At 64.5% G+C, this 21182-nt stretch carries 14 protein-coding genes and 1 pseudogene; 7 read left to right on the top strand and 8 right to left on the bottom strand.

Annotation, left to right across the window (positions count from 1 at the left end; translation table 11 throughout):
- The first annotated feature begins 84 nt into the window (after window positions 1-84).
- Together BMX94_RS04145 and BMX94_RS04140 are read left to right on the top strand one after the other, a co-directional pair.
- Window positions 85-1263 (top strand): FIST signal transduction protein, encoded by a 1179-nt coding sequence (locus BMX94_RS04145; RefSeq protein WP_091003966.1) that lies wholly within the window; start codon window positions 85-87, stop codon window positions 1261-1263.
- A 108-nt stretch (window positions 1264-1371) separates the two neighbouring features.
- Window positions 1372-2805 (top strand): aldehyde dehydrogenase family protein, encoded by a 1434-nt coding sequence (locus BMX94_RS04140; RefSeq protein WP_072354203.1) that lies wholly within the window; start codon window positions 1372-1374, stop codon window positions 2803-2805.
- Between the two features lie 132 nt (window positions 2806-2937).
- Here BMX94_RS04140 and BMX94_RS04135 read toward each other — a convergent pair whose 3' ends face one another.
- The 7 genes and pseudogenes from BMX94_RS04135 to BMX94_RS10855 form a co-directional block, all read right to left on the bottom strand.
- Complete coding sequence (locus BMX94_RS04135; RefSeq protein WP_072354204.1) at window positions 2938-3699, bottom strand: IclR family transcriptional regulator; 762 nt, start codon at window positions 3697-3699, stop codon at window positions 2938-2940.
- Between the two features lie 175 nt (window positions 3700-3874).
- Window positions 3875-6457, bottom strand: a complete 2583-nt coding sequence (locus BMX94_RS04130) for an ATP-dependent helicase (protein WP_091003964.1) — start codon at window positions 6455-6457, stop codon at window positions 3875-3877.
- A 167-nt stretch (window positions 6458-6624) separates the two neighbouring features.
- Window positions 6625-7977, bottom strand: a complete 1353-nt coding sequence (nox, locus tag BMX94_RS04125; RefSeq protein WP_091003961.1) for a H2O-forming NADH oxidase — start codon at window positions 7975-7977, stop codon at window positions 6625-6627.
- A 188-nt stretch (window positions 7978-8165) separates the two neighbouring features.
- The gene (locus BMX94_RS04120) at window positions 8166-9338 is read right to left on the bottom strand and encodes a U32 family peptidase (RefSeq protein ID WP_091004210.1); all 1173 of its coding nucleotides are present in this window, start codon (window positions 9336-9338) and stop codon (window positions 8166-8168) included.
- Window positions 9339-9358: 20 nt separating this feature from the next.
- The gene (locus BMX94_RS04115; RefSeq protein WP_502685915.1) at window positions 9359-9889 is read right to left on the bottom strand and encodes a low molecular weight protein-tyrosine-phosphatase; all 531 of its coding nucleotides are present in this window, start codon (window positions 9887-9889) and stop codon (window positions 9359-9361) included.
- A 120-nt stretch (window positions 9890-10009) separates the two neighbouring features.
- Window positions 10010-11365, bottom strand: a complete 1356-nt coding sequence (locus BMX94_RS04110) for a hypothetical protein (RefSeq protein WP_286160013.1) — start codon at window positions 11363-11365, stop codon at window positions 10010-10012.
- A 3-nt stretch (window positions 11366-11368) separates the two neighbouring features.
- Window positions 11369-11434, bottom strand: a pseudogene (locus tag BMX94_RS10855) (zinc-ribbon domain-containing protein); the annotation flags it as partial.
- 232 nt (window positions 11435-11666) lie between these two features.
- Between BMX94_RS10855 and BMX94_RS04105 the strand changes: the two are divergent.
- The 4 genes from BMX94_RS04105 to BMX94_RS04090 all read left to right on the top strand — a co-directional run bounded on the left by BMX94_RS04105 (window position 11667) and on the right by BMX94_RS04090 (window position 16718).
- Window positions 11667-12614: a zinc ribbon domain-containing protein gene (locus BMX94_RS04105; RefSeq protein WP_091003954.1), complete on the top strand. Its 948-nt coding sequence runs from the start codon at window positions 11667-11669 to the stop codon at window positions 12612-12614.
- A gap of 33 nt (window positions 12615-12647) precedes the next feature.
- Entirely contained in the window at window positions 12648-15425 is a 2778-nt protein-coding gene (locus tag BMX94_RS04100; protein WP_091003947.1) for an ABC transporter ATP-binding protein/permease, read from the top strand.
- A gap of 206 nt (window positions 15426-15631) precedes the next feature.
- A complete protein-coding gene (locus BMX94_RS04095) occupies window positions 15632-15922 on the top strand; it encodes a hypothetical protein (protein ID WP_091003944.1) in 291 nt (96 codons plus the stop codon).
- 13 nt (window positions 15923-15935) lie between these two features.
- Window positions 15936-16718 (top strand): tyrosine-protein phosphatase, encoded by a 783-nt coding sequence (locus BMX94_RS04090; protein ID WP_091003941.1) that lies wholly within the window; start codon window positions 15936-15938, stop codon window positions 16716-16718.
- A 91-nt stretch (window positions 16719-16809) separates the two neighbouring features.
- Here the strand turns inward: BMX94_RS04090 and BMX94_RS04085 are convergent, their stop codons facing one another.
- Window positions 16810-18534 (bottom strand): phospho-sugar mutase, encoded by a 1725-nt coding sequence (locus tag BMX94_RS04085; protein WP_091003939.1) that lies wholly within the window; start codon window positions 18532-18534, stop codon window positions 16810-16812.
- Between the two features lie 272 nt (window positions 18535-18806).
- On the opposite strand from BMX94_RS04085, the gene rlmKL reads away from it, so the two are divergent.
- Complete coding sequence (gene rlmKL, locus BMX94_RS04080; protein WP_091003937.1) at window positions 18807-21122, top strand: bifunctional 23S rRNA (guanine(2069)-N(7))-methyltransferase RlmK/23S rRNA (guanine(2445)-N(2))-methyltransferase RlmL; 2316 nt, start codon at window positions 18807-18809, stop codon at window positions 21120-21122.
- The last annotated feature ends 60 nt before the right edge of the window (window positions 21123-21182 follow it).

Here is a 21182-nt window from a genome sequence, read left to right as displayed (position 1 = left end):
GGGTTCGGGTTCGGGTTTGCGCACGGGTTCGACCCCATAGTTCGGATTTGGCTTTGGTCCTGTATCAACCGTTGGGAGGATGTCATGCTCAAGGCAAGTGTCGGGGAAAGCAGCAATCTGGATCCACGTGAGGCCGTCAAGGAAACTGTGGGCAAGCTCCGCACCCAGGACGAGGGCGTCGGGAGCTCAAAGGTGGTCTTCGCCTACGCGAGCTGTGCCTATGACCTTCCCGCAATGCTCGACGAGTTTGCGCAGGAGCTCCCTGACGTACCGGTAATCGGCAACACCTCGTTCACCGGCGTCATCACCCCGGCAGGCTTCACGGGCGGCGACGGCTTCCTCGGCGCAATGGCGTTCGACGACCCGGGGATGTCGGTCGGCGTCGCCGCCTGCCCCAAGACCGATCCCGCGCAGGACGCGGTTGAGCTTGGCGAGAAGGTCGCCCGCAAGGCCATGGAGGCCGCAGGCAAGGACGAGGCCCCGCTCTACTACTTCATGGCCGCCTCTCCGGCCGAGGAGGAGTACTACGTCAAGGGCATCACGCACGTTATCGGGCGCGTCCCGTTCTTTGGCGGCAGTGCGGCGGACAACGCCATCGCCGGTGACTGGCAGCTCTACACCTCCGAGGGCGCCTTCGCGGACGGCGTTGCGGTTGCCTTCTTCTACGGCGCGCCCGCGATGGCAAACGTCTACACCGGCGCCTACCACGAGACCGAGGACGTGGGCATCGTCACCAAGACCGTTGGCAACCGCATTCTGGCCGAGATCGACGGCGTGCCTGCGCTCGAGAAGTACGCCTCCTGGCGCGGCATGGACGTCGACGGCCTGCGCGGCGGCGCGCTTCTCGCCGAGTCCGTGGTGTCCCCGCTCGGCGTGAAGGACCGCCTCGGAGACCTGGTCGCAATCCGCCACCCCATGGCCGGCAACGACGACGGCTCCATCAGCCTTGGCAACAAGATCGCCAAGAACACCGCAGTGATCCGCATGGAGGCCAGCGTGGACGAGCTCATCGCCTCGACCGGCGAGACGCTCGGCGAGCTCAAGAGCCAGATCGCGGATCCGGCCGCGTACCTGCTGGTCCACTGCGGCGGACGCCGCGCGGGCATCGGCGAGCGCATCGGCGAGGTGGCGGACCTTCTCGCCAGGCAGGCCGGCGGCGTGCCGTTCCTCACCGAGTTCACCTTTGGCGAGTATGGCCAGGTCGACGACGGCTGCAACACCTGCGGCGGTCTGATGCTCTCGTTCACCGGATTCGCCAAGTAGCCGCAAGCGCTCCCGGCACCGCACGCGCTCCCTCGCACCGCAAGCGCTGGGGAGAACCGCAGGCGCCCAAAAACCCGCAAGCACCCCAAAGAAAGGAAGGACCCTGCCATGAAAATGTTCCTGAACGGCAAGCCTGCCGACGCCTCAGACGGCGCAACCATCGAGGTCACCAACCCCGCAACCGGCAAGCTCATCGAGACCATCCCCTCAGCGACCGAGGAGGACATCAAGGCCGCCGTCCAGTACGCCAAGGCAGCCCAGCCCACCTGGGCAAAGGTGCCGGTGCACGAGAAGGCCGACATCCTCATGAAGTTCCTCGACCTCGTGGCGCGCGACCACGAGTCGCTGGCCCAGACCCTCTGCGCCGAGACGGGCAAGCCCATCGTCGAGGCTCGCGCAGAGATCTCGAACATCCCCATCGCCTTCCGCGCCTTCGCGGAGCGCGCGAAGCATCTCTACGGCGAAACGATCCCCGCCGGCATGGAGGCCGGGCAGGAGCACCACATCCTCATCACCCGCCGCGAGCCCCTGGGCGTCATCGCCGCCGTCATCCCCTTCAACTTCCCGTGCGACCTCTTCGACCAGAAGGTGGCACCCGCCCTTCTCGCCGGCAACGCGGTGATCGTGAAGCCGTCGACCGACAACCCCCTCACGCTCTGCAAGCTTACGGCGCTTCTCGGCGAGGCCGGCGTCACGCCCGGCGCCATCCAGATCGTGACCGGACGCGGCTCAAAGGTTGGCAACTGGCTCTGCACCGACCCAGACGTCGACGCTATCACCCTCACCGGCTCGACCGAGGTTGGCATCGAGACCGCTCACCACGCGGCGGACCACCTTGCCCACACCGCCCTTGAGCTGGGCGGAAACGACGCCTTCATCCTCCTGCCCGACGGGGACGTGGATCTGGCGGTCGACGAGCTCATGTGGGGCCGCATGTACAACACCGGCCAGGTGTGTTGCGCGTCCAAGCGCTTCCTCATCCACCGGAGCCTCGTGGACGAGTTCACGAGCAAGGCCGTCGCGCGCATCTCGGCCCTCAAGCAGGGCGACCCCGCCGACGAGTCCACACAGATTGGCTGTCTCATCTCTGAGAAGGCCGCCATCAAGGCCGAGGAGCAGATCAAGCTCACCGTGGAGCAGGGTGGCAAGGTCATCCTCGGCGGCCACCGCACGGGCGCCTTCCTCGAGCCGACGGTCATCGCGGACGTGCCCGCCACCGCAGACGTCGCCAAGGACATGGAGATCTTCGCGCCCGTGGTGCCCATCATCACGTTCGACACCGTCGACGAGGCCGTTGAGATTGCCAACGGCTCCAAGTTTGGCCTCTGCGGGTGCGTCTTCACGCGCGACATGAAGCTCGCCACGAGCGTCGCCGAGCGCCTGGAGTGCGGCGGCGCCGTGATCAACGGCGCGAGCTTCTTCAGGAGCTTCGAGATGCCGTTTGGCGGCTACAAGTACTCGGGCATTGGCACCGAGGGCGTCATGTCCACCTTCGACGAGGTCACGCACACCAAGACCGTCGTTCTCAAGGGCATCGTGTAGCGGCTGCCGAGAAACGCAAGGCAACGGGCCCGCATCGTTTGGTGCGGACCCGTTTCGTGTGCGCTGGCGGCAGCATGGCAGGCGAGGCGACGGCGTCCGGCGTGGCGGCCGGCGCGGCAGCGCCCGTCTCGTCTACGCGGCCTTGTATCCCATGCGGCGCGAGAGGTGGCGCGCGGCGCTCATGACCTCGCCGGCGACCATGTCGATGCGATCGTCCGTGAGCTCCGTCACCGTGCCGCTCGCGCTGATGGCGGCCACCGCCTCGCCACGGTAGTCGAACACGGGCGCGCCAATGCAGCGGTGTCCCAGCTGGTACTCCTCGTTGTCCATGGCCCACCCCTGCACGCGGACCTTCCGCAGGTGCTCGACAAGGTCCTCGCGCGAGCAGATGGTATAGGGGGTGTAGCGCTTGAAGTCGCAGCAATCAAGAACGCGCGCCAGCTCGTCACCGGAGAGGCACGAGAGCAGACACTTCCCCATCGACGAGCAGAACGCGGGCGAGCGGTACCCCACCTGCGTGTAGAGGCGCGTGTGGGGATACACGTCCATCTTCTCCATGTAGACCACGTCGGCACCCTCGAGCACGCCCATGTGGGTGGTGAGGTTGAGGTCCCACAGCATGCGCGAGAGGCACGGCTTCGCCTCGGCGAGAAGCTCAAGGCTGTTTATGCGCGAGCTCGCAATCTCGATGAACTTGTAACCCAGACGGTACCCGCCCCTCTCGTCGCGCTCCGCGTACTGGCGCGCCACCAGCGAGGATAGGATGCGGTGGGCGGTGCTCTTGCTGAGGCCGGTCGCCTTGGAGATGTCTGTCAGAGAGAGGGGCTCGCGGCTGTCCGAGAGCGCCTCGAGAATGTCGAAGGCCCGATCCACCACGCGTATCGACTCGGCCATGGCCGTTGCTCCTCACCCTCGCCCGGTTTCTCGCCGACGCACGATTTCCGCCGGCGAGAAGAGCGTAGGGCATCCGGGACGCGCCGCGTTCCACCAGACGGCATGCGGCGCTTCTCGTCCGCGAGCGTGAGACAGAGCGAGACAAAGAGCGAGACAAAGGGACAGTCCCTTTGTCTCATTCCTCAATCTTCACGATGGGCGCGAAGCCCTTCATGAGCTTCTTGGTCTTGCCCGTGCGAGAGAAGCGCACCTCGATGGTGTCGCCCTTGGCGGCAATGACCACACCGGGGCCAAAGGTCTTGTGCGAGACGTGATCTCCTGCCGAGAAGCTCTCCACCGCCTTTGCCGCATCGCGGCGCGGGGCCTGCGGGCGCGACAAGGGCGCCGACGACACGGCGCTTGGAGCGGCGGACCCACCCGTCGAGCGCGTGCGCGAGCCAAAGACGTGACCGCCGTAGACCTCGGAGCCACGGCCGCTGCCAAAGGTGCCGTGCCTGTCTCCCCGCTTCTCCCAGCCCACGCCCGAGAAGCCCGAAGAGCCAACGCCCACGGCCTCGACGTCCGCTGCGGGAATCTCGTTCACAAAGCGGCTGCGCGGGTTTGCCTGCACCGAGCCAAAGGTGCGGCGCGTGAGCGCGTAGGTGAGGTAGAGGCGCTTGCGGGCGCGCGTGATGGCCACGTACGCCAGGCGGCGCTCCTCCTCGATCGACGCCGGGTCGCCCTCGTGCGCCGAGTGCGGGAAGATTCCCTCCTCCATTCCGGCGACGAAGACGACCGGGAACTCCAGGCCCTTCGCAGAGTGCACCGTCATCATGGTGACGGCGCTCGAGGAGCCCGCAAGCGCGTCCAGGTCCGAGCGTAGCGCGAGCCACTCCATGAGCGCCGGAAGCTTCTCGGCAGCAACCGGGGGCAGCCCGGCATCCCCCTGCGGCTCAGCGCTCGCGTCTTGCGACGCTCGCTCGCTCGCTGCGCTCGCGAAATCGCCGCTGGGGGAAGCCGAGCTGTCCGCCAGTCCTGCCGCCCGGAGCTGCTCCAGGCTCTCGAGCGTCTCGACTGCGTCATCGTGGGTCTCGTCGAACTCGGCCGCGACGCCGTAGAACTCCTTGATGTTCTCGATGCGGCTGTCGGCCTCGATGGAGTGCTCGGCCTCGAGGGCACGGATGAGGCCGGAGCGGTCGATGATGGCCTCCACCACATCCGAGAGCTCGCCCGTCATGTGGCGGCCGGCCTCGATGGTGCCCGTGAACTCGGAGAGCGCGCCCCGCACCTTGGGCGAGAGCAGGCCCTGCTCGGCGATGCACGCCTCGCAGGCGGCAAAGAACGAAATGCGGTTCTCGGCCGCGTAGGTGCGAATCTTGTTGATGGACGTGGAGCCAATGCCGCGGCGCGGCGTGTTGACCACGCGCTGCGCGGCAACGTCGTCGTCCGGGTTCACGACGACCTTGAGGTAGGCCATCACGTCGCGGACCTCCTGGCGGTCGAAGAAGCGCGTACCGCCCACGATCTTGTAGGGCACGCCGGCGCGCAGGAACATGTCTTCGAGGATGCGCGACTGCGCGTTGGTGCGGTAGAAGACGGCAACGTCGTCGTAGCTGGTGCCCTTGTCGTGCAGCTTCTCGATCTCCGAGCCAATCCAGCGGCCCTCGTCGCGCTCGTCGGCGGCCTGGTACACGCGGATCTTCTCGCCGTCGCCCGCGTCGGTGAAGAGGCGCTTGGCCTTGCGGTGCGAGTTGTGGGCCACCACGGCGTTGGCCGCGTTCAAGATGTGGCCGGTGGAGCGGTAGTTCTGCTCGAGCTTGACCACGTGGGCGTCCGGGTAGTCCTTCTCGAACGAGAGGATGTTCTTGATGTCGGCACCACGCCAGGAGTAGATGGACTGGTCGTCGTCGCCCACGACCATGAGGTTTCTGTACTTGCGGGCCAAAAGGTTGGTGATGGCGTACTGGACGCCGTTGGTGTCCTGGTACTCGTCCACGCTGATCTGGCGGAAGCGCTCCTGGTAGGCGTCGAGCACCTGCGGGTTCTTGGCGAGAAGCTCGAAGGCCTTCACCAGGAGGTCGTCGAAGTCCATGGCGTTGGCGCGCTCGAGGCGGCCCTGCAGCACGCGATAGACCTGCGCCGCCTTGCGCTCGAGCGGCGTCTGGGCCTGGCCCTGCATCTCGTCGGGCATAACCAGGCCGTTCTTCGCTGCCGAGATCTGCGAGCGGATGGCCTGGATGGGGAACTGCTTGGGGTCCACGTCGAGCTCGGACATGATGGTCTTGACCAGGCGCTTCGAGTCATCGTCGTCATAGATGGTGAAGTTCGGCTGGTAGCCCACCAGCTCTGGGTCGTCGCGAAGCATGCGCACGCACATGGCGTGGAAGGTGCACACCCACATGCCGCGGGTGCCGCCGGGAAGAAGCGCGTTGAGGCGCTCGCGCATCTCGGCCGCCGCCTTGTTGGTGAACGTGATGGCGAGCACCTGCCACGGACGGACGCCCTCGTCGGCCACCATGTGCGCGATGCGGTACGTGAGCACGCGCGTCTTGCCCGAACCCGCGCCGGCAAGCACCAGGAGCGGGCCGTGCGTACAGAGCACGGCGTCGCGCTGAGCGGGGTTGAGGCCGTCGATGTCGACGGCGGAGGGGCGGTTGGCGGCGGCGGGGGTTGCGGGCGCCGCAGGGGCGGCGGCCTGCGCGGCGGCGGGTTGCGGGGCCGTTGCCGCCTGAGGGGCGCTAGCTGCGGAGAAGAACGAGAACTGCTGGTCAGAGGGCATGCATGTCTCCTGTGGTATCGAATTGACTCTCAAGAGTCTAACGCCCGGAGACGACAGTAATTGGAACCTCCAACAGAGTTCCGCATGGACGGGATTTTCTTGCCCGGCAATGGGATTCCATTCCCCGGCAACGGGATTCCATTGCCGGGGAGTTCAATCCCGCGGGGTTAGGCGCCCAGAGCCGCAGAGTAGGCGGCCATGGTGTAGTAGTTGTACGGCTGGTTGAAGTGCGGGAGGAAGAAGACGTCGAGAAGCGCCAGGCGGTCGATGGTCAGCCCCTCCTGAATCGCCAGCGAGAACATGTGGATGCCCGCGCTCATGTCGTAGGTCGAGGCCATCTGCGCCCCAAGGACCCTGCGCGTGGTGCCGTCGAAGACCACCCGAATCTTGACCTCGGGGTTATCGCCCTCCACAAAGGTCGCCTTCTGCACCTGCGAGAAGTCACTCACGCACGCATCGTAGCCAGCCTTGCGCGCAGCAGCCTCGGTGAGGCCCGTGGCCACCATCTTGAGATCGTAGATGCAGATGCCCGACGACCCCTGCACGCCCACGCCCTCGAGGGCCATGCCACACGCATTGTGACCAGCTACGATGCCCGAGCGCACGGCGTTTGTCGCCAGCGCGATGTAGGCCGGCTCGCCGTCCTTGGCGTTGTAGAAGCAGCTCGAGCAGTCGCCCACCGCGTACACGCCCCGACGGCTCGTCTCCTGGTGGTGGTCAACGAGCAGGGCGCCGTTGCGCAGCGTGTCAAAGCCCGCATCCGCGAAGAGCTCGGTGTTGGGCTTGAAGCCAATGCACATGCACACAAGGTCGGCCTGGTGGGTGCCCTTGTCGGTGACCACGCGGGCCACCTTGCCGTTCTCGCCCTCAAGGCGCAGGACCTTCTCGCCAAACGCCAGCTCGATGCCGTGGCCGCGGAGGTTCTCGGCCATGAGGTCGCTAAACTCCTCGTCAAAGTTGCCGGAGACGCAGGTGGGAGCCATGTCCACGAGCGTGACCTCGCGGCCGTTGCGCTGGAAGGCCTCCGCTAGCTCGACGCCAATGTAGCCCGCGCCCACCACGGTCACGCGACGGATGGCCGGGTCGTGGAGCTTTTCGACCACGGCCTGCGCGTCCTGGAAGAGCTTCACGCGCTGGACGTTGGCCAGGTCAATCCCCTCGATGGGCGGGATGATCGGCAGCGATCCGGTGGCGAGAATGAGCTTGTCGTACGGCTGGTCGATGCGCGTGCCGTCCACCGCGACGGCATGGACCACCTGCGCGTCGTAGTCGACGGACTCCACGCGCGTCTCCATGTGGACCGTCGCGCCCTTGGCCTCGAAGCCCTCCTTGGTCTGGTAGAAGAGGCCGTCCGGACCAGAGATCTGCCGGCCAATCCACAGCGCCATGCCGCAGCCCAGGAAGCTGATGTTGCTGTTCTGGTCGATAATCACGACCTCGTTGCCGGGGTGGTTGTCGAGAATGGCGTTGGCCGCCGCGGTCCCCGCGTGATTGGCACCGACGATCACGATCCTGCTCATGTGCTCCCCTTCCCTCACGCGACGTGTCGCAAGGACGGATGCGAGGGGCCGAGAAGGGCAGAGGCCTGTTCCCGGGCTCCCCTGGGCTAATGTTATCTGTTATATAACATATTCTGAGCAGGAAGCCGTCCACAACGTAATGCTATTCGGCAAGTGGCAGATATGGGCGGAGCGCGGTGCGCGACTTCTCACGTCCGCGCGCAGAGAAGGTCGAGCGGCTCCACCGCAAAGGGAAGCTCCAGCTGGTAGAGCTCGCCATTCGTAACGAGAGGTGCGTCCAGCCCAAAGCTGCGCGGCGACCGCCCGGGCGAGAGCGCCTCAAGCGCGTCGCCAGCTTCTGCGCGGTTGCGGCAGCGGACGGCAGCGACGCACGCGCCATTCTCCCCGGTCGCGCCAGCCGAGACCTGCTCCACCACGCCCACCAGGCACCTCTCGCGCCGGTAGTCCACCCTGCCCGGATTCTGCCGGGGTTCTCCCAGGTAGAAGCCCGTGGAGTACGGGCGGTGGCTCACGAGGTCCAGCTCCTGGCGCCACGGCCCCGCGTCCTCGCCGTCCAGAACGTGTCGGTACGCATTGGTCACCGCCGCCGCATAGTAGGCGCCCTTCGAGCGCCCCTCGAGCTTGATGGCATCGACGCCAGCCTCGCGCAGCTCGTCCAGGTGCCCAATCATGCAGAGGTCGTTCGACGAGAGCAGGTAGCTCGCACTCGCGCCCTGCTCCACCGGCAGTACGGCCCCGGACTTCTCCTCCACAAGCGACCACGCCCAACGACAGGGCTGCGCGCATGCCCCATGGCTGGCGGAGCGCCTCTGCCCCATGAGCCCTGCCGAGAGCAGGCAGCGTCCCGAGTACGCCATGCACATCGAGCCGTGCGCGAAGGCCTCTAGCTCGAGCTCCCCCGTCACGCGACGCTGCATCTCAGCGATCTGCGCAAGCGTCATCTCGCGGGCGAGAACCACGCGCCTGGCCCCAAGGCGCGCGTACGCCTCGGCCGCTGCCGCGCTCATGACCGACGCCTGCGTGGAAACGTGGACCGCCACCTGCGGCGCGTACGTGCGCGCAAGCGCAATGGCCCCAAGGTCTGCCACGATTACCGCATCCGCGCCAACATCAGCGAGAAGCGAGAAGAACGCCGGTAGCGCGTCTGTATCCGCATCGGTCATGACCGTGTTCACGGTCACGTGAACCGCGACACCCCGCGCGTGCGCGTAGGACACCGCCCGTGCAAGCTCCTCATCCGAGAAGTTGCGGCTCCCCGCCCGCATGCCCCAACGACGCCCGGCCAGGTAGACTGCGTTCGCGCCAAAGTGGATGGCCTCACGCAGCTGCTCGGGGCCACCGGCGGGCGACAGGAGCTCCATGGGTATCGCGGCGCCCATCGCTAGCGGACCTTGGCCTGAGGCAGCAGCTTGCCGAGCATGGCGGTGCAGCCAGCCATCACGTCGTCGTAGGTGGCGTCGAAGTTGCCGGTATACCAGGGGTCCGCAACGTCGCGCGGGTGGCCGGTCCAATCCATAAGCAGCGAGACCTTGTGTAGCGGGTCCGCCTCGTGCACGAGCTGCTCCGAGACGGGCGGCCACGAGAAGCCCATGCCCCTCTCGCCCAGAAGCAGACGGTACATGCCGTCGTAGTTGTCGCGGTCCATGCCCACGATGTAGTCGAATCGGTCGTAGTCCTTGGGTCCCATCTGGCGCGCGGCGTGGTGACCGCAGGGGATGTCCGCGCGACGCAGGCGCTCGCGCGTGCCGGGGTGGACGTCGTTGCCCAGCTCTTCTCGGCTGGTTGCGGCAGAGTCGATCTGGAAGCCTCCTTCGCGGCCGGCGCGGCGTACCAGCTCCTCCATCACGAACTGGGCCATGGTCGAGCGACAGATGTTGCCGTGACAGACAAAGAGGATATTCGGCACGCTCACGATTCCTTTCACAACAAAAGTGCTGGCAGACAACGGCAATTGCCTGTCAGCACTTTACACCCAAGCAGGGATGGCCCCCAGGGGCGCGATGATGAGCATCACGCCACAACCGAACAGCCTCTAGCCGACTACCTCGCGGAACACCGTGCCGTCAAAGCCGATGCGCGTGACCTCCGCACCAGCGGACCACGCTGTATTGCTGCCATACAAAACAAGGCAGTCGCTGGCGTTGGAAAGCGATGGACCCACGCCTGCAAAGTCCACGGACAACGCTTTTGAATCGCCACCCACAAGGGGCACGCCAACAAGGCTCAGCAGCCTTCCATCGCTGCTTTCAATCAAATAGACGTTGTCGTCGGCGATAGCACTAAGCTGATAATAGTCATGGTAGGACAGCGTCTCCCCAGTCCACAGAACACTTGGGCTGTTGTCTGACGCATCTATTCGCGTTAGCTGGAGCCTCGACGCACCCGAGGAATCCGAGGAATAGTTGGAGGACGTGCTCTCCATCACGTAGACATTGCCGTCCTGGACAAGGGGGCCATCCGCAATCTCCGACAGGCTGCTCACATAAACCTCCTGCTGATCAGACCCATCCAAGTTCTGGGAGAACACGCTGCTGCGCGAAGAGCCTCCGGGGTTGTCAACATCTGGCTTGTTGTAGGTGTAGTACACCTTGTCCTTCGTTACGAAAAACTCAGCGTAGCCCACGAGCTGTATGCTGCAGCGTTTTTGCTGGTTTGAGCCGTCTTCATCCATCGTATACACATCGTACGTGTACTCCGAATACCTCGACTCACCAGCCAGGCTCTGCACGACATAGTACAGCGTGTGATCGTACAAGTAGAGTCCGCTGATGTAGGAGTATGACCCCGTGCTTTTATCCGTCGATGGGATTTCTAGGAGCGTGGTGAAGCCCGAGCCGTCGGCACCAACCGAGCAAATGGCAAACGAACTACTCGAAAAGCTCGAATAGCGATAGTAGCTCTCCACAAAGAAGAGGGTGTCGCCATCTTTGTTGAGATACAAGCTTGAATGTAAGTCCGCGCTCCCGAGCTTGCTGGTAGGAAGGATGACATCCACCTGCGAGCTGCCCTTCTTTGCTCGGCAAAGGCCACCTTCGCTCTCGGAGTAGAAGTAGTCGTAGTCGGAATCGCTTACGGTAGGGGCACTCTGCCCATAATTCGAAGGGGTGTTCCCGCACTCCGTCCCATCTTGGTCTACGTAAGGCGAGGTGTCATTCCCAGACCAGAGAGCGGAGCTCACCACGGTAGTGTCAGGCGAAGTCTTGCCGCCAGAAGCCTGCGACCCCGCGCTTGAAGAAGCCCCAATGTGCACAAGCCCCAGCAGGTTTGCAGCCAGAACCGCCACCAGCACAACGGCCACAACGGCTATCACCGCCACCAGAGCTTTCTTTGAACTCTTATTGGAATACGTGGGCACAGCTGTGTCTACAGTTGATGTGGCATCTGCCAAGGGCGCTCCGCATGTCTTGCAGAACCGGGATCCGTCGGCGTTTTCGGCCCCGCACTTGGGACAAATCATGCCAGCCTCGCTCTCAAATAATTAGTTCGGGATTCCCCAACCGTCTACTGAATGGTATCAGCACAAAACCACGCGTCTGTTGCGCAACAAAAGCTTACGTGTGGCAAGCGAGGCAAAGACTGAAAAAGTGCCACCGGGGCATTTGCCTCTCCCAAAGGTTGCGCAACGAACGCCAAAGCATTGGGCGATAATCTTGCCATGGCATTTGAAGTTGACCTAAGGAGGACTTGCCATGTTCTGTCCTAAATGCGGAACGAAGAACGTCGACGGAGCGAAGTTCTGCCAGAAGTGCGGCCAGCCTTTAACGCAGAGTAGCGCTACCGGCACGCAGCCAATTCCAAGCGCCAACCCCACGACGCAGGTCAACGGCCAGATGCCTAACGCCGGGCCCTTTGGCACAAACCCTGCCATGCCTCCCTATACGCCAGCCGCCGGAACAGGCACCATGGGCACAGCCGTTAAGCCAAAGAGCAAGGTCCCCGTGTTCGCAATCATTGGCGCCATTGCGGTGGCAGCAGTCCTCCTAGTTGTGTTCTTGGTTGTCCCGGCGATAAGCTCCTCCAACGGGGTGCTCGGAAAAGTGATGAGCGGGGATTCCGGTGCGCTCTCTTCTGCGACCAAGGCAAACGTAGCCGACGAGCCGGTCTACTTCTCCAGTCAGGACGCCGCCAAGCTTATCCAAGAGAAGGTGAACTCTGGGCTGAGCAGCTACGGCAACAGCCTCTCTCTGAGCGATGACGACGTAAAGACGCTGGACGGTCAGTGGGCGCTCGTAAACATCAGCCCCTCGGATAGTGTCACCGAGCAGAGCACAGGCTGCGTCGCGTACGCAACGGTCACCAAGAAGACCGACTTCAAGGCCAAGGACCTCGCCGATTCCATGAGCAAGGCAGGCATTTCAAGTGACCACGTAGTCTCCGCAAGCGCTAATTCAGACCTCGCCCATCAAGTGCTCTCGAACTTCAGCCTGAGCTCACTGGCCTCTCAGGCCCAGGGCATGTGCCTGGCGGTGGGAGAAAACAAGGACTACTTTGCGGTTGCCGCATCCTTCACGTTCTCCAACTACACCGAGGTAGTGATCTTCTCGGCCACCCCGGACTTCGTCTCGGGCACCGGCAGCAGCCAGTCGAACTTCAAGAGCGCGTATCAGCAGCTCGTCTCGGACATCTACGTGAAGTAGGAGCAGCGCGCTTGACGCTTTAGGGAAGCCCCAATGATTCAAACCGAGTCGATCACAAAGCGCTACGGGAGCCAGCTCGTTCTGAGCCGGCTCTCGCTTTCTTTTGGCAGCCGTGGACTCGTGGCAATTCTCGGCCGCTCGGGATGCGGAAAGACAACGCTGCTCAACATCCTCGGGGGACTTGAGCATGACTACGAAGGCTCGCTTCAGATAGACGGCATGGCGTCCTCCTCGCTTGACGAGAAGGACTGGGATGCCTACCGAAGCGATCTTGTGGGCTTCGTATTCCAGGACGCTCACCTGGTGGATTATCTCAACGTGGCCGACAACGTGCGGTTGGCGCTTGGCATGGCTTGCAATCACGAATCGCTTGCGGTCGACAACGCTGACGAGCTTGTACAGCGCGCGCTCGACGAGGTGGGGCTTTCGGGGCTTGAATCGCACATGCCCTCCGAGCTTTCTGGCGGGCAAGCACAGCGCGTGGCAGTTGCGCGGGCGCTCGTGAAAAATCCCCGTGTGATTCTCGCCGATGAACCAACGGGCGCGCTTGACATCCAAAGCAGCCGACAGGTCATGGACCTTCTCGCCCAAGCGTCTAAATCACGCCTGGTCATCGTGGTAACCCACAACCGAGAGCTTGCCCATGAGTATGCCGGTCGCGTTATCGAGCTTGGCGAGCACTGCGTGGTCAGCGACACCAAGCCTGGAGAAGAGCCCCCTGCCGAGAAGCCCACGCCACAGGGGAACCCAGAGCCAGAGTCGGCGGGCGTGGAAGCCGGGCCCGCATTCCGCAAGCCGCGGCAGCGCAGCAGGCTCATTCGCAGAACAGCCCTCAGCCACATGCACAACAAGCGGCAGCGGGCAATCATCACAACCGTGGTGGCAGCTTTGGGCATCATGGGCATGTGCCTTGCGCTTTCGGTGCAGGACGGCGCACGCGCCTACACGCGACAGGTTGCGGCAACCACTCTGGCTACAAATCCCATCGTGATACAGCAGAATGGCACAGCTGCCGCAATATCCCAAGTCGCAATCAACGATGTTGACAGCACTTCTGGATCAGAGGAAGCCCCGACTGAGGTGACAACCTCCCCCATCGCCGAAGACGTGACCTTTGCCGCGCTCCAGGGGAGCCGCGCCAGCGACCTGCAAGAGTTTCTGTGGTACGTAAACTCAGCCCAGTCAAGCATCTGGGACAATGCGTATGACGTGCAGGTGGGCTATGACGAGCCGTTGAATCTCTATGACTCTGCAGGAACCTGCATCGTGGACGATGGCTCCGCTACGCTGCTGAAGAACCTCTCGTTGAGTCACGTGTTTGGGAGCGACGGGGAAGATGCGCTCTCGGATGTGCTTCCAGACCCAACGACCCTCGTGCGTGAGCTTCCGTACAACGAGCATGCGGGCAAGAGCCCGTATGAGCTTCTTGCCGGAAAGATGCCAACGGAGTATGACGAGGCGGTCATCATTACCGACCGACAAGGTCGCGTTTCCGACTACTTCCTCTATGCGACCGGCATCGCGGACCTTCAGGCACTAAAGGACGTGTCAGCCGACCTTCTCCTGAACAAGCAGGACACGCAAATCCCGGGGATCAGCGATTCGTATTCGTTCGATGACCTGCTCGGGCGCGAGTTCACCATCATACCTGCTAGCGACTATTACGTACAAAGCGGCAGCGGCTGGACGAAGGTCACACAAGGCAGCAGCCACATGGACCAGGCGCTAGCAAACGCCCCCAAGCTCAAGATTGTGGGGATCGTGCGCGAGTCTGCCGAGATTAAAGACGTTGCCGAAACCGGAGCAATCGGATACAGCTCGGCGCTCATTCCCTGGCTTGTCGAGCACTGTAATAAGAGCGAGGTCGCAGTTGCCCAGAAGGCATCGCCAGATGTGGACGTCTTTACGGGGCGGAAGTTCTCGGAGGAATCGCGGGGTTCCAAGCAGGCTGCCGAGGCCGCTCGGGCGCGCGAGGCGTTTCATGCGGTAGTGGACGAGGCGGAGCTTTCCGATGCCAAGCGAACCTACATCGATAGTCTGAGTGACGAGCAGGTCGTTGCCCTGCGGGAGCACTTCAAGGACTACTTTGACGCAAATGGCAACCTCACCATTGGCGCAGAGGACGTGGCCACGGTTGCGGCCCTCTCTGACGAAGACTTCGTGCGCGACATCGAGTCCATCGCACCGCCCACGCTGAACAGCGCCTATGCTCAGAACATGGAAGAGTTGGGTGCGGCCGATATAGACAAGCCGACCTCCATACGCATCTATCCCTCTGGGGTCGACGAGCGAACGCAGATTGTGAGCGAGATCGATAGCTTCAATTCGAACGTGGTGGGCGATGACTCGGCACCGTTGAGCTATGAGGACATGAGCCAGCGCGGAGTCGAGCAGGTGACCAAAGTGGTGGGCGTAGTGAACAACGCCCTTGTCGCGCTCATGGTGCTTGCGTTGGCGCTGAGCGTGTTCATGCTGTTCTCGGTGACCTCGGTCGCGGCCATCGAGCGTCGCGCTGAAATTGGAACATTACGGGCGCTCGGAGCCACCAGGCGCGACATTGTCAAACTGTTTAGCTGGGAGAACGCCTTGATTGGCCTGATTGCAGGCTGCGTAGGGTCGCTTGCCGCACTTGTTGCGAGCTTCCCGCTGTCCTACACGATCGCAAACCTCACCGGAGAGGCACGCCTGGTATCCCCCACCCCATGGACCATCATTCCTGCCTTGGCGGTGGGCATTATCCTTGCTGTGTTCTCGGGCCTCATACCCGCAATTCGCGCCGCGCGCAAGGACCCCGTACAGGCCCTTCGATAGCGCAGGGGCGCTTCCATCACGATTTCCCACTCCACTACCATCATGAAGGCTTTTGCGGACATTTTTCCCGATCGAGCAAGCGCGGCTTGCCAGCAACGCCCTCCAATGGATCAAATCGGTGCTTGGCAGGGGAGGCAACCTTGCAACCCCGACCCACCGCCACGCACTGCTAGGATTGCAAGAGCAAGCTGCGAAGGGAGGACGCTGTGGACGAGGCAGACGACAAGGACCGGGCGAGACAGACGCTCGCACGGGCAGCGCAGCGCTGCGGCTGGCCGGCCGAGTTTGGCGAGGCGCTCGCCATCTACCTGGGCTCCGTTGGCGCCATGGAGCGCATGGCCGCCTATCTCGCGCAGGCGCGGCCCCAATCCATGGAAGAGGCCGCCGACGAGGCCGTCGCCATCGTCGAGCAGCGCGACGCGTGGATAGAGCGGAAGAAGGGCGAGTACTACAACGCCAAGATCACGGAGTTCTACAACCGCGAGATGGACGAGTAGAGAAGGCACGCGCATGCTGGGCTGGCGACACAAGCAAGGCGACAGGAGCGCCCCCGCCCCCACCGAGGGCGGGCGGCTCCTCCCCGTGGGCGACAACTGCCGAGAGCTGGGCGGCTATCCGCTGTCAGCTGGCCACGGTCGCACACCTGGCACAGCTACGCTCGCCCACCGCTTCCTGCGCTCCGGCTCCACCTCTGCGCTCTCGCGCAAGGAGGCCCACTACCTGCGCGAATACGGCGTCACGCGCGTAGTTGACCTCCGCAGCGCCTCTGAGTGCGCGAGCTCGCCAGACACGTTTGCCGCCTACCCCGGCGTCACATACCAAAACGTGCCACTCTTCGGCGTCAATCTGCACGACCCCAAGCTGCGCCTTCCCGGAGACGAACGCGACTACCTCGCAAACGGCTACCTCAGGATGCTCGACAACCACGACGCCGTGCGCCGGATCTTCTCGGCCTTCGCCCAGGCGGCGCCCGGGGAGTGCGTTCTCTACCACTGCGCCGCCGGGATGGACCGCACCGGGATCACGTCGATGCTGCTCCTGGGCCTGTGCGGTGTGGATCGCACAAGCATCGTGGCCGACTACACCTACTCCTTCACCACGCGCGAGGAGGCAGACGCCTACATCTACCAGGGCGTGTCCCCCAGCTTCACCACCGTGGACGTGCTGGCAAAGCTCATGGGCCGCGTGTACGACGGCCTACTCGAGAGCTACGGCTCCATCGAGGCGTACCTTCTCGCCTGCGGCGCCACAAAGACACAGCTCACACGTGTGCGCGAGCACCTCACGAAGTAGCGCGGCACGAAAAAGCCCCGACGCACCGGCGCCGGGGCTTCATCAAACTTCTAATGAGACAAAGGGACTGTCCCTTTGTCTCACCTTTGTCTCACGAAAGCGCCTTCTCGGCGGCCTCCTGGAGCTTCGCGCGCACGGCCTCGGCATCGGCACGCGTGGCACCCTTGGCGAAGAGGTACGCCTTGACCTTAGGCTCGGTGCCGGACGGACGGAAGATCACCTTGTTGTCGTCCTCGAGGCGGTACTCGATCACGTTGGCCGCAGGCAGCTCCTGCGCGGGCTCCTTCTGCAGGCCAGAGACACGCGGCATCTCGGCGCCCTTGCCAAAGTCGGTCACGCCCACGACCTTGTAGCCGGCGATCTCGGTGAGGGGCTTCTCGCGCAGGTCGGTCATGATCTGTGCCATGCGCTTGGCGCCGGCCTCGCCCGGGAACTGGGCGTTCACGGTGCCATTGAGGTAGTAGCCGTACTGCTTGTAGAGCTCCTCCATGGCCTCGTAGAGGTCCATGCCGCGTTCGGCGTAGTACGCCGCCATCTCGACGCACATCTCAACGGCCACGATGGCGTCCTTGTCGCGCGCGTGCGTGCCCACGAGGTAGCCGTAGGACTCCTCGAAGCCCATGAGGAAGCGGTCCTCCTCGCCCTCGTCCTTGAGCTGGTCGATCTGGTCGCCAATGTACTTGAAGCCGGTGAGCACGCGGCGCATCTCAAAGCCGTAGTGCTTGGCCAGGGCGTCAGGCATCACGGACGAGACGATCGTGGACACGGCGACCTTGCGCTTGGGGTCCTCGCCGCGGTCGATTGCCATCTTGATGAGCCAGTCCATCATGAGGACGCCCATCTCGTTGCCGGTGAGCAGCTTGTACTCGCCGTTGTGCGGGATGGCGGTGCCCATGCGGTCGGCGTCAGGATCGGTGGCAACGACCAGGTTGGGCTTGACCTTCTCGGCCAGGTCAAGCGCCAGCTGCAGAGCCTCGCGGAACTCGGGGTTGGGATACTTGCACGTGGGGAAGTTGCCATCGGGGTTGGCCTGCTCGGGCACCACGGTGACGTCGTTCACGCCAATCTCCTTGAGGATGCGCGTGACGCACTCCATGCCGGTGCCGTTGAGCGGCGTGTAGACGACCTTGTAGCCCTCGGGCGCCTTGAACCCGGGAACCGAGACCTTCTTGACGGCATCGATGAAGGCGTCGAGAACCTCCTCGGGCGTCCACTCGATGAGGCCCTGTTTGAGGCCCTCGTCGAAGTCCATCATCTTGACGCCGCCAAAGACGGGCGTCTGCGCGATGGAGGCGCTGATCTCATCCGCGGCCTCATTGGCGATCTGGCCGCCGTTGTCGTTGTAGACCTTGTAGCCGTTGTACTGTGCCGGGTTGTGCGACGCCGTAAGCACGATGCCTGCGGAGGTGTGCAGGTAACGCACCGCAAAGGAGAGTGTGGGGACGGGCTCGATGCGCGGGTAGACGTAGACGTGCACGCCGTTGGCGGCAAGGACGCCGGCCGCCACGCGCTGGAAGTCCTCGCCCTTGAGGCGAGAATCGCGCGCGATGGCAATGGTGGGGTGGTCATAGTGGGCGTTCAAGTAGTTGGCCACGCCCTGGGTTGCCTGGGCAACCACGTAGACGTTCATGCGGTTGGTGCCCACGCCGAGCGTGCCGCGCAGGCCCGCAGTGCCAAACTCGAGCGTGCGATAGAAGGCGTCGTTGAGCGCATCCTCATCGCCAGCGCTGACAAGGGCGTCAAGCTCGGCCTTGAGGTCTGGCTCGGTGACGTTGTCCTGCCAAAGCTTGATGGTTTCCTTCACGCCTGCGTCCATGGTTCCCCCCTTGCTTTCCCGCCGCACGGCACGCGTGGTGCGTCGCGGCTGCCTTCGAACAAGCACGAACAGTGCACCCTAGATTCTATCCGTGACGGGGCGGAGCGGAGCGCACATACGGACGAACGACTTTGTGGAGCTGTGAGCGGATGCGCCTGTGCCGCCAGGTGCGCGGGCGGGGCACACGTATGATGGTCGCAACGGTTTTCTCGGCGCGCGGGCGTCGGCGGACGCGCCGGTTGGCGCGCAGGTTACGGGCGAAAGGTGTCCCGATGGAGTTTGTCGCAACGTGCCCCAAGGGCTTCGAGTCTCTGCTGGCAGGAGAGCTTCACTCGCTTGGCGCCGAGGGGGTGCGTCCCCTCGTGGGCCAGGTCTCCTTCACCGGCAGCCTGGCGGACGCCTACCGCTGCTGCCTGTGGTCGCGGCTCGCCTCCAACGTGACGCTCGTGCTCGCCCGCGTGGGGGCCGCAAATGCGGACCAGCTCTACGAGGGTCTCTCTGCGATTCCCTGGGAGGACCACGTGGCACCCGGCGCAACCATGGCAATCGAGGCACGCGGCACCAACGAGCAGCTGAGAAACACGCAGTTCGTGGCGCTGCGATCGAAGGACGCCGTGGCGGACAGGCTCCTTTCGCGCAGGGGCGCGCGGCCGCTTGTGAACACGGACGCGCCTGACGTGGGCATCGTGGTGCGCCTCTCGCGCGAGCGGGCGCTCGTGGGCATCGACCTCACGGGCGAGCCGCTCTTCAACCGGAGCTGGGAGTCTGCGGCTGCGGGCCGCGGGCGTCTCGCGCCGAGACGGGCAGACTACGCCGCCGCGCTTCTCGAGGCGGGCTGCTGGTTCCGCGACGTGCGGCACGGCTCGCCCGTGCTGGTGAACCTCTTCCCCGGCACCGGAAGCGTGGCCGTGGAGGCGGCGAGTCAGGCGCTCGACCGCGCGCCCGGGCTGCTCCGCGTGCGTTGGGGCTTCTCTCGCTGGGCAGGCCACGACGCAGACGCCTGGGACGCGCTTGCCGCCGAGGCCGCCGACCGCGCGGAAGCGGGCGTCGAGAACAGCGTGGAGCTCCTTCTCTGCGATTCGCGCCCCGGTGCGGAGGCCGCCGCGAGGAGGGCGCTCCGCGCTGCCGACATGGACGTCGAGCCGCGCTTCCTTTCACCGGGCGAGCTTGCCGCCACCGTGGGCGACGGCTCGCCGCTCCTTGTGGCAGACCTTGCGTGGCCGCAGCCGGACGACCTCGCCAGCGAGGCCGAGGCACTCTCGCTCTTCTCGGCAGGCGTCGGGGCCGTGGCGAGGCACGACGGTGCCGGCGTGGTGGCCCTCTCCCCGGACGATGCCGCCAACGCGGCGGCCGGAGGCGGACCCGTCGAGGCCATCGACGTGATCTTGGGCCGCGACGAGGCAACGATCCGCTGCTACGACCCCATGTCCCTCTCGACAGAGCATCCGCTCGTCGAGCTGCGCGGCAACGCCGGCAGCGTTCCCGTCCTTGTGGGGGCATCCGACCAGTTTGCCGCACGCCTTGCGAAGGTGGCCAAGCTCCGCGCGAAGTGGGCGGCGCGCGAGGACGTGAGCTGCTACCGCGTCTACGACGCCGACCTGCCCGACTATGCCGTCTCGATCGACCTCTACCGTGGCTCGGAGACTCCTGGCCGCTGGCTCTACGTCTCCGAGTACGCCGCGCCGAAGGACGTGAACGCCGGCCTTGCGCGCAGGCGCCTTCTCGACGTGCTCGCCATAGCGCCTCGCGTCCTGGACGTCGACCCCGCCAACGTGCACGTGCGCGTGCGCACCCGGGCGCGCGGCGGCTCGCAGTACGCAGACGGCGGGCGAGAAGGACGCGCCGCCACGCGCGACGGCATGGCCCGCGACACCCGTCTCGGACGCAGGCGGGACGGGCACGTGGAGCTGCCCCGCGGCGCGCACCTCGTGGACGAGGGCGGCCTCACCTTTGAGGTCAACTTCTCCGAGCGCCTTGACTGCGGGCTCTTCCTCGACCACAGGGAGACCCGCGCGATGGTGCGCGAGCTCATGAAGCGCACGCCCGGCGGGAGCTTCCTCAACCTCTTTGCCTACACCGGCACGGCAAGCTGCTACGCGTCGGACGGCGGCGCCGGGCTCACCACCACGGTGGACCTCTCCAGGCCGTCGCTCGACTGGGCGCGCCGCAACATGGAGCGCAATGGGTTTGTCGGGCGCAATCACGAGTTCATCCAGGCAGACGTGCTGCAGTGGGTGGCCGACCGCCGCCACGAGCACCGCTACACCTGGGACCTCGTCTTTTGCGACGTGCCCACGTTCTCCAACTCAAACCGCATGCACACCAGCTCCTGGGACGTGCAGCGCGACCACGCCGACCTCATCATCTCCGTCTCCAGGCTGCTCTCGCGCGGCGGCTGCGCGATCTTCTCGTGCAACCTGCGGAGCTTCAAGCCCGACATCGAGACGCTCGAGAAGGCCGGCGTGGAGCTGGCGGACATCACCGCGAAGACCATCCCCGAGGACTTCTCGCGCAACCCCAAGATCCACCACGCGTACCTGGTGACGCGTAGGGAGGATGGCATCACGGCGCGGGAGCTGGGCCTCTAGGTGCCGCGCCTCGCGAGAAGGCCGACCCCCCACGCGGGAGCCGGCCTTCTCAATGAGACG

The sequence above is a fragment of the Olsenella sp. KH3B4 genome, from assembly GCA_900111695.1.
In the GTDB taxonomy this organism is placed as follows: Bacteria; Actinomycetota; Coriobacteriia; order Coriobacteriales; family Atopobiaceae; genus Tractidigestivibacter.
The sequence above is the reverse complement of the archived record's forward strand: the minus strand, read 5'-3'. Positions and strand labels throughout refer to the sequence as shown.

Excerpts from the sequence above, each read along its gene's own strand:
- BMX94_RS04145 (WP_091003966.1), top strand. The coding sequence starts at position 85 with ATGCTCAAGGCAAGTGTCGGGGAAAGCAGCAATCTGGATCCACGTGAG.
- BMX94_RS04140 (WP_072354203.1), top strand. The coding sequence starts at position 1,372 with ATGAAAATGTTCCTGAACGGCAAGCCTGCCGACGCCTCAGACGGCGCA.
- BMX94_RS04135 (WP_072354204.1), bottom strand. The coding sequence starts at position 3,699 with ATGGCCGAGTCGATACGCGTGGTGGATCGGGCCTTCGACATTCTCGAG.
- BMX94_RS04130 (WP_091003964.1), bottom strand. The coding sequence starts at position 6,457 with ATGCCCTCTGACCAGCAGTTCTCGTTCTTCTCCGCAGCTAGCGCCCCT.
- nox (WP_091003961.1), bottom strand. The coding sequence starts at position 7,977 with ATGAGCAGGATCGTGATCGTCGGTGCCAATCACGCGGGGACCGCGGCG.
- BMX94_RS04120 (WP_091004210.1), bottom strand. The coding sequence starts at position 9,338 with ATGGAGCTCCTGTCGCCCGCCGGTGGCCCCGAGCAGCTGCGTGAGGCC.
- BMX94_RS04105 (WP_091003954.1), top strand. The coding sequence starts at position 11,667 with ATGTTCTGTCCTAAATGCGGAACGAAGAACGTCGACGGAGCGAAGTTC.
- BMX94_RS04100 (WP_091003947.1), top strand. The coding sequence starts at position 12,648 with ATGATTCAAACCGAGTCGATCACAAAGCGCTACGGGAGCCAGCTCGTT.
- BMX94_RS04090 (WP_091003941.1), top strand. The coding sequence starts at position 15,936 with ATGCTGGGCTGGCGACACAAGCAAGGCGACAGGAGCGCCCCCGCCCCC.
- BMX94_RS04085 (WP_091003939.1), bottom strand. The coding sequence starts at position 18,534 with ATGGACGCAGGCGTGAAGGAAACCATCAAGCTTTGGCAGGACAACGTC.
- rlmKL (WP_091003937.1), top strand. The coding sequence starts at position 18,807 with ATGGAGTTTGTCGCAACGTGCCCCAAGGGCTTCGAGTCTCTGCTGGCA.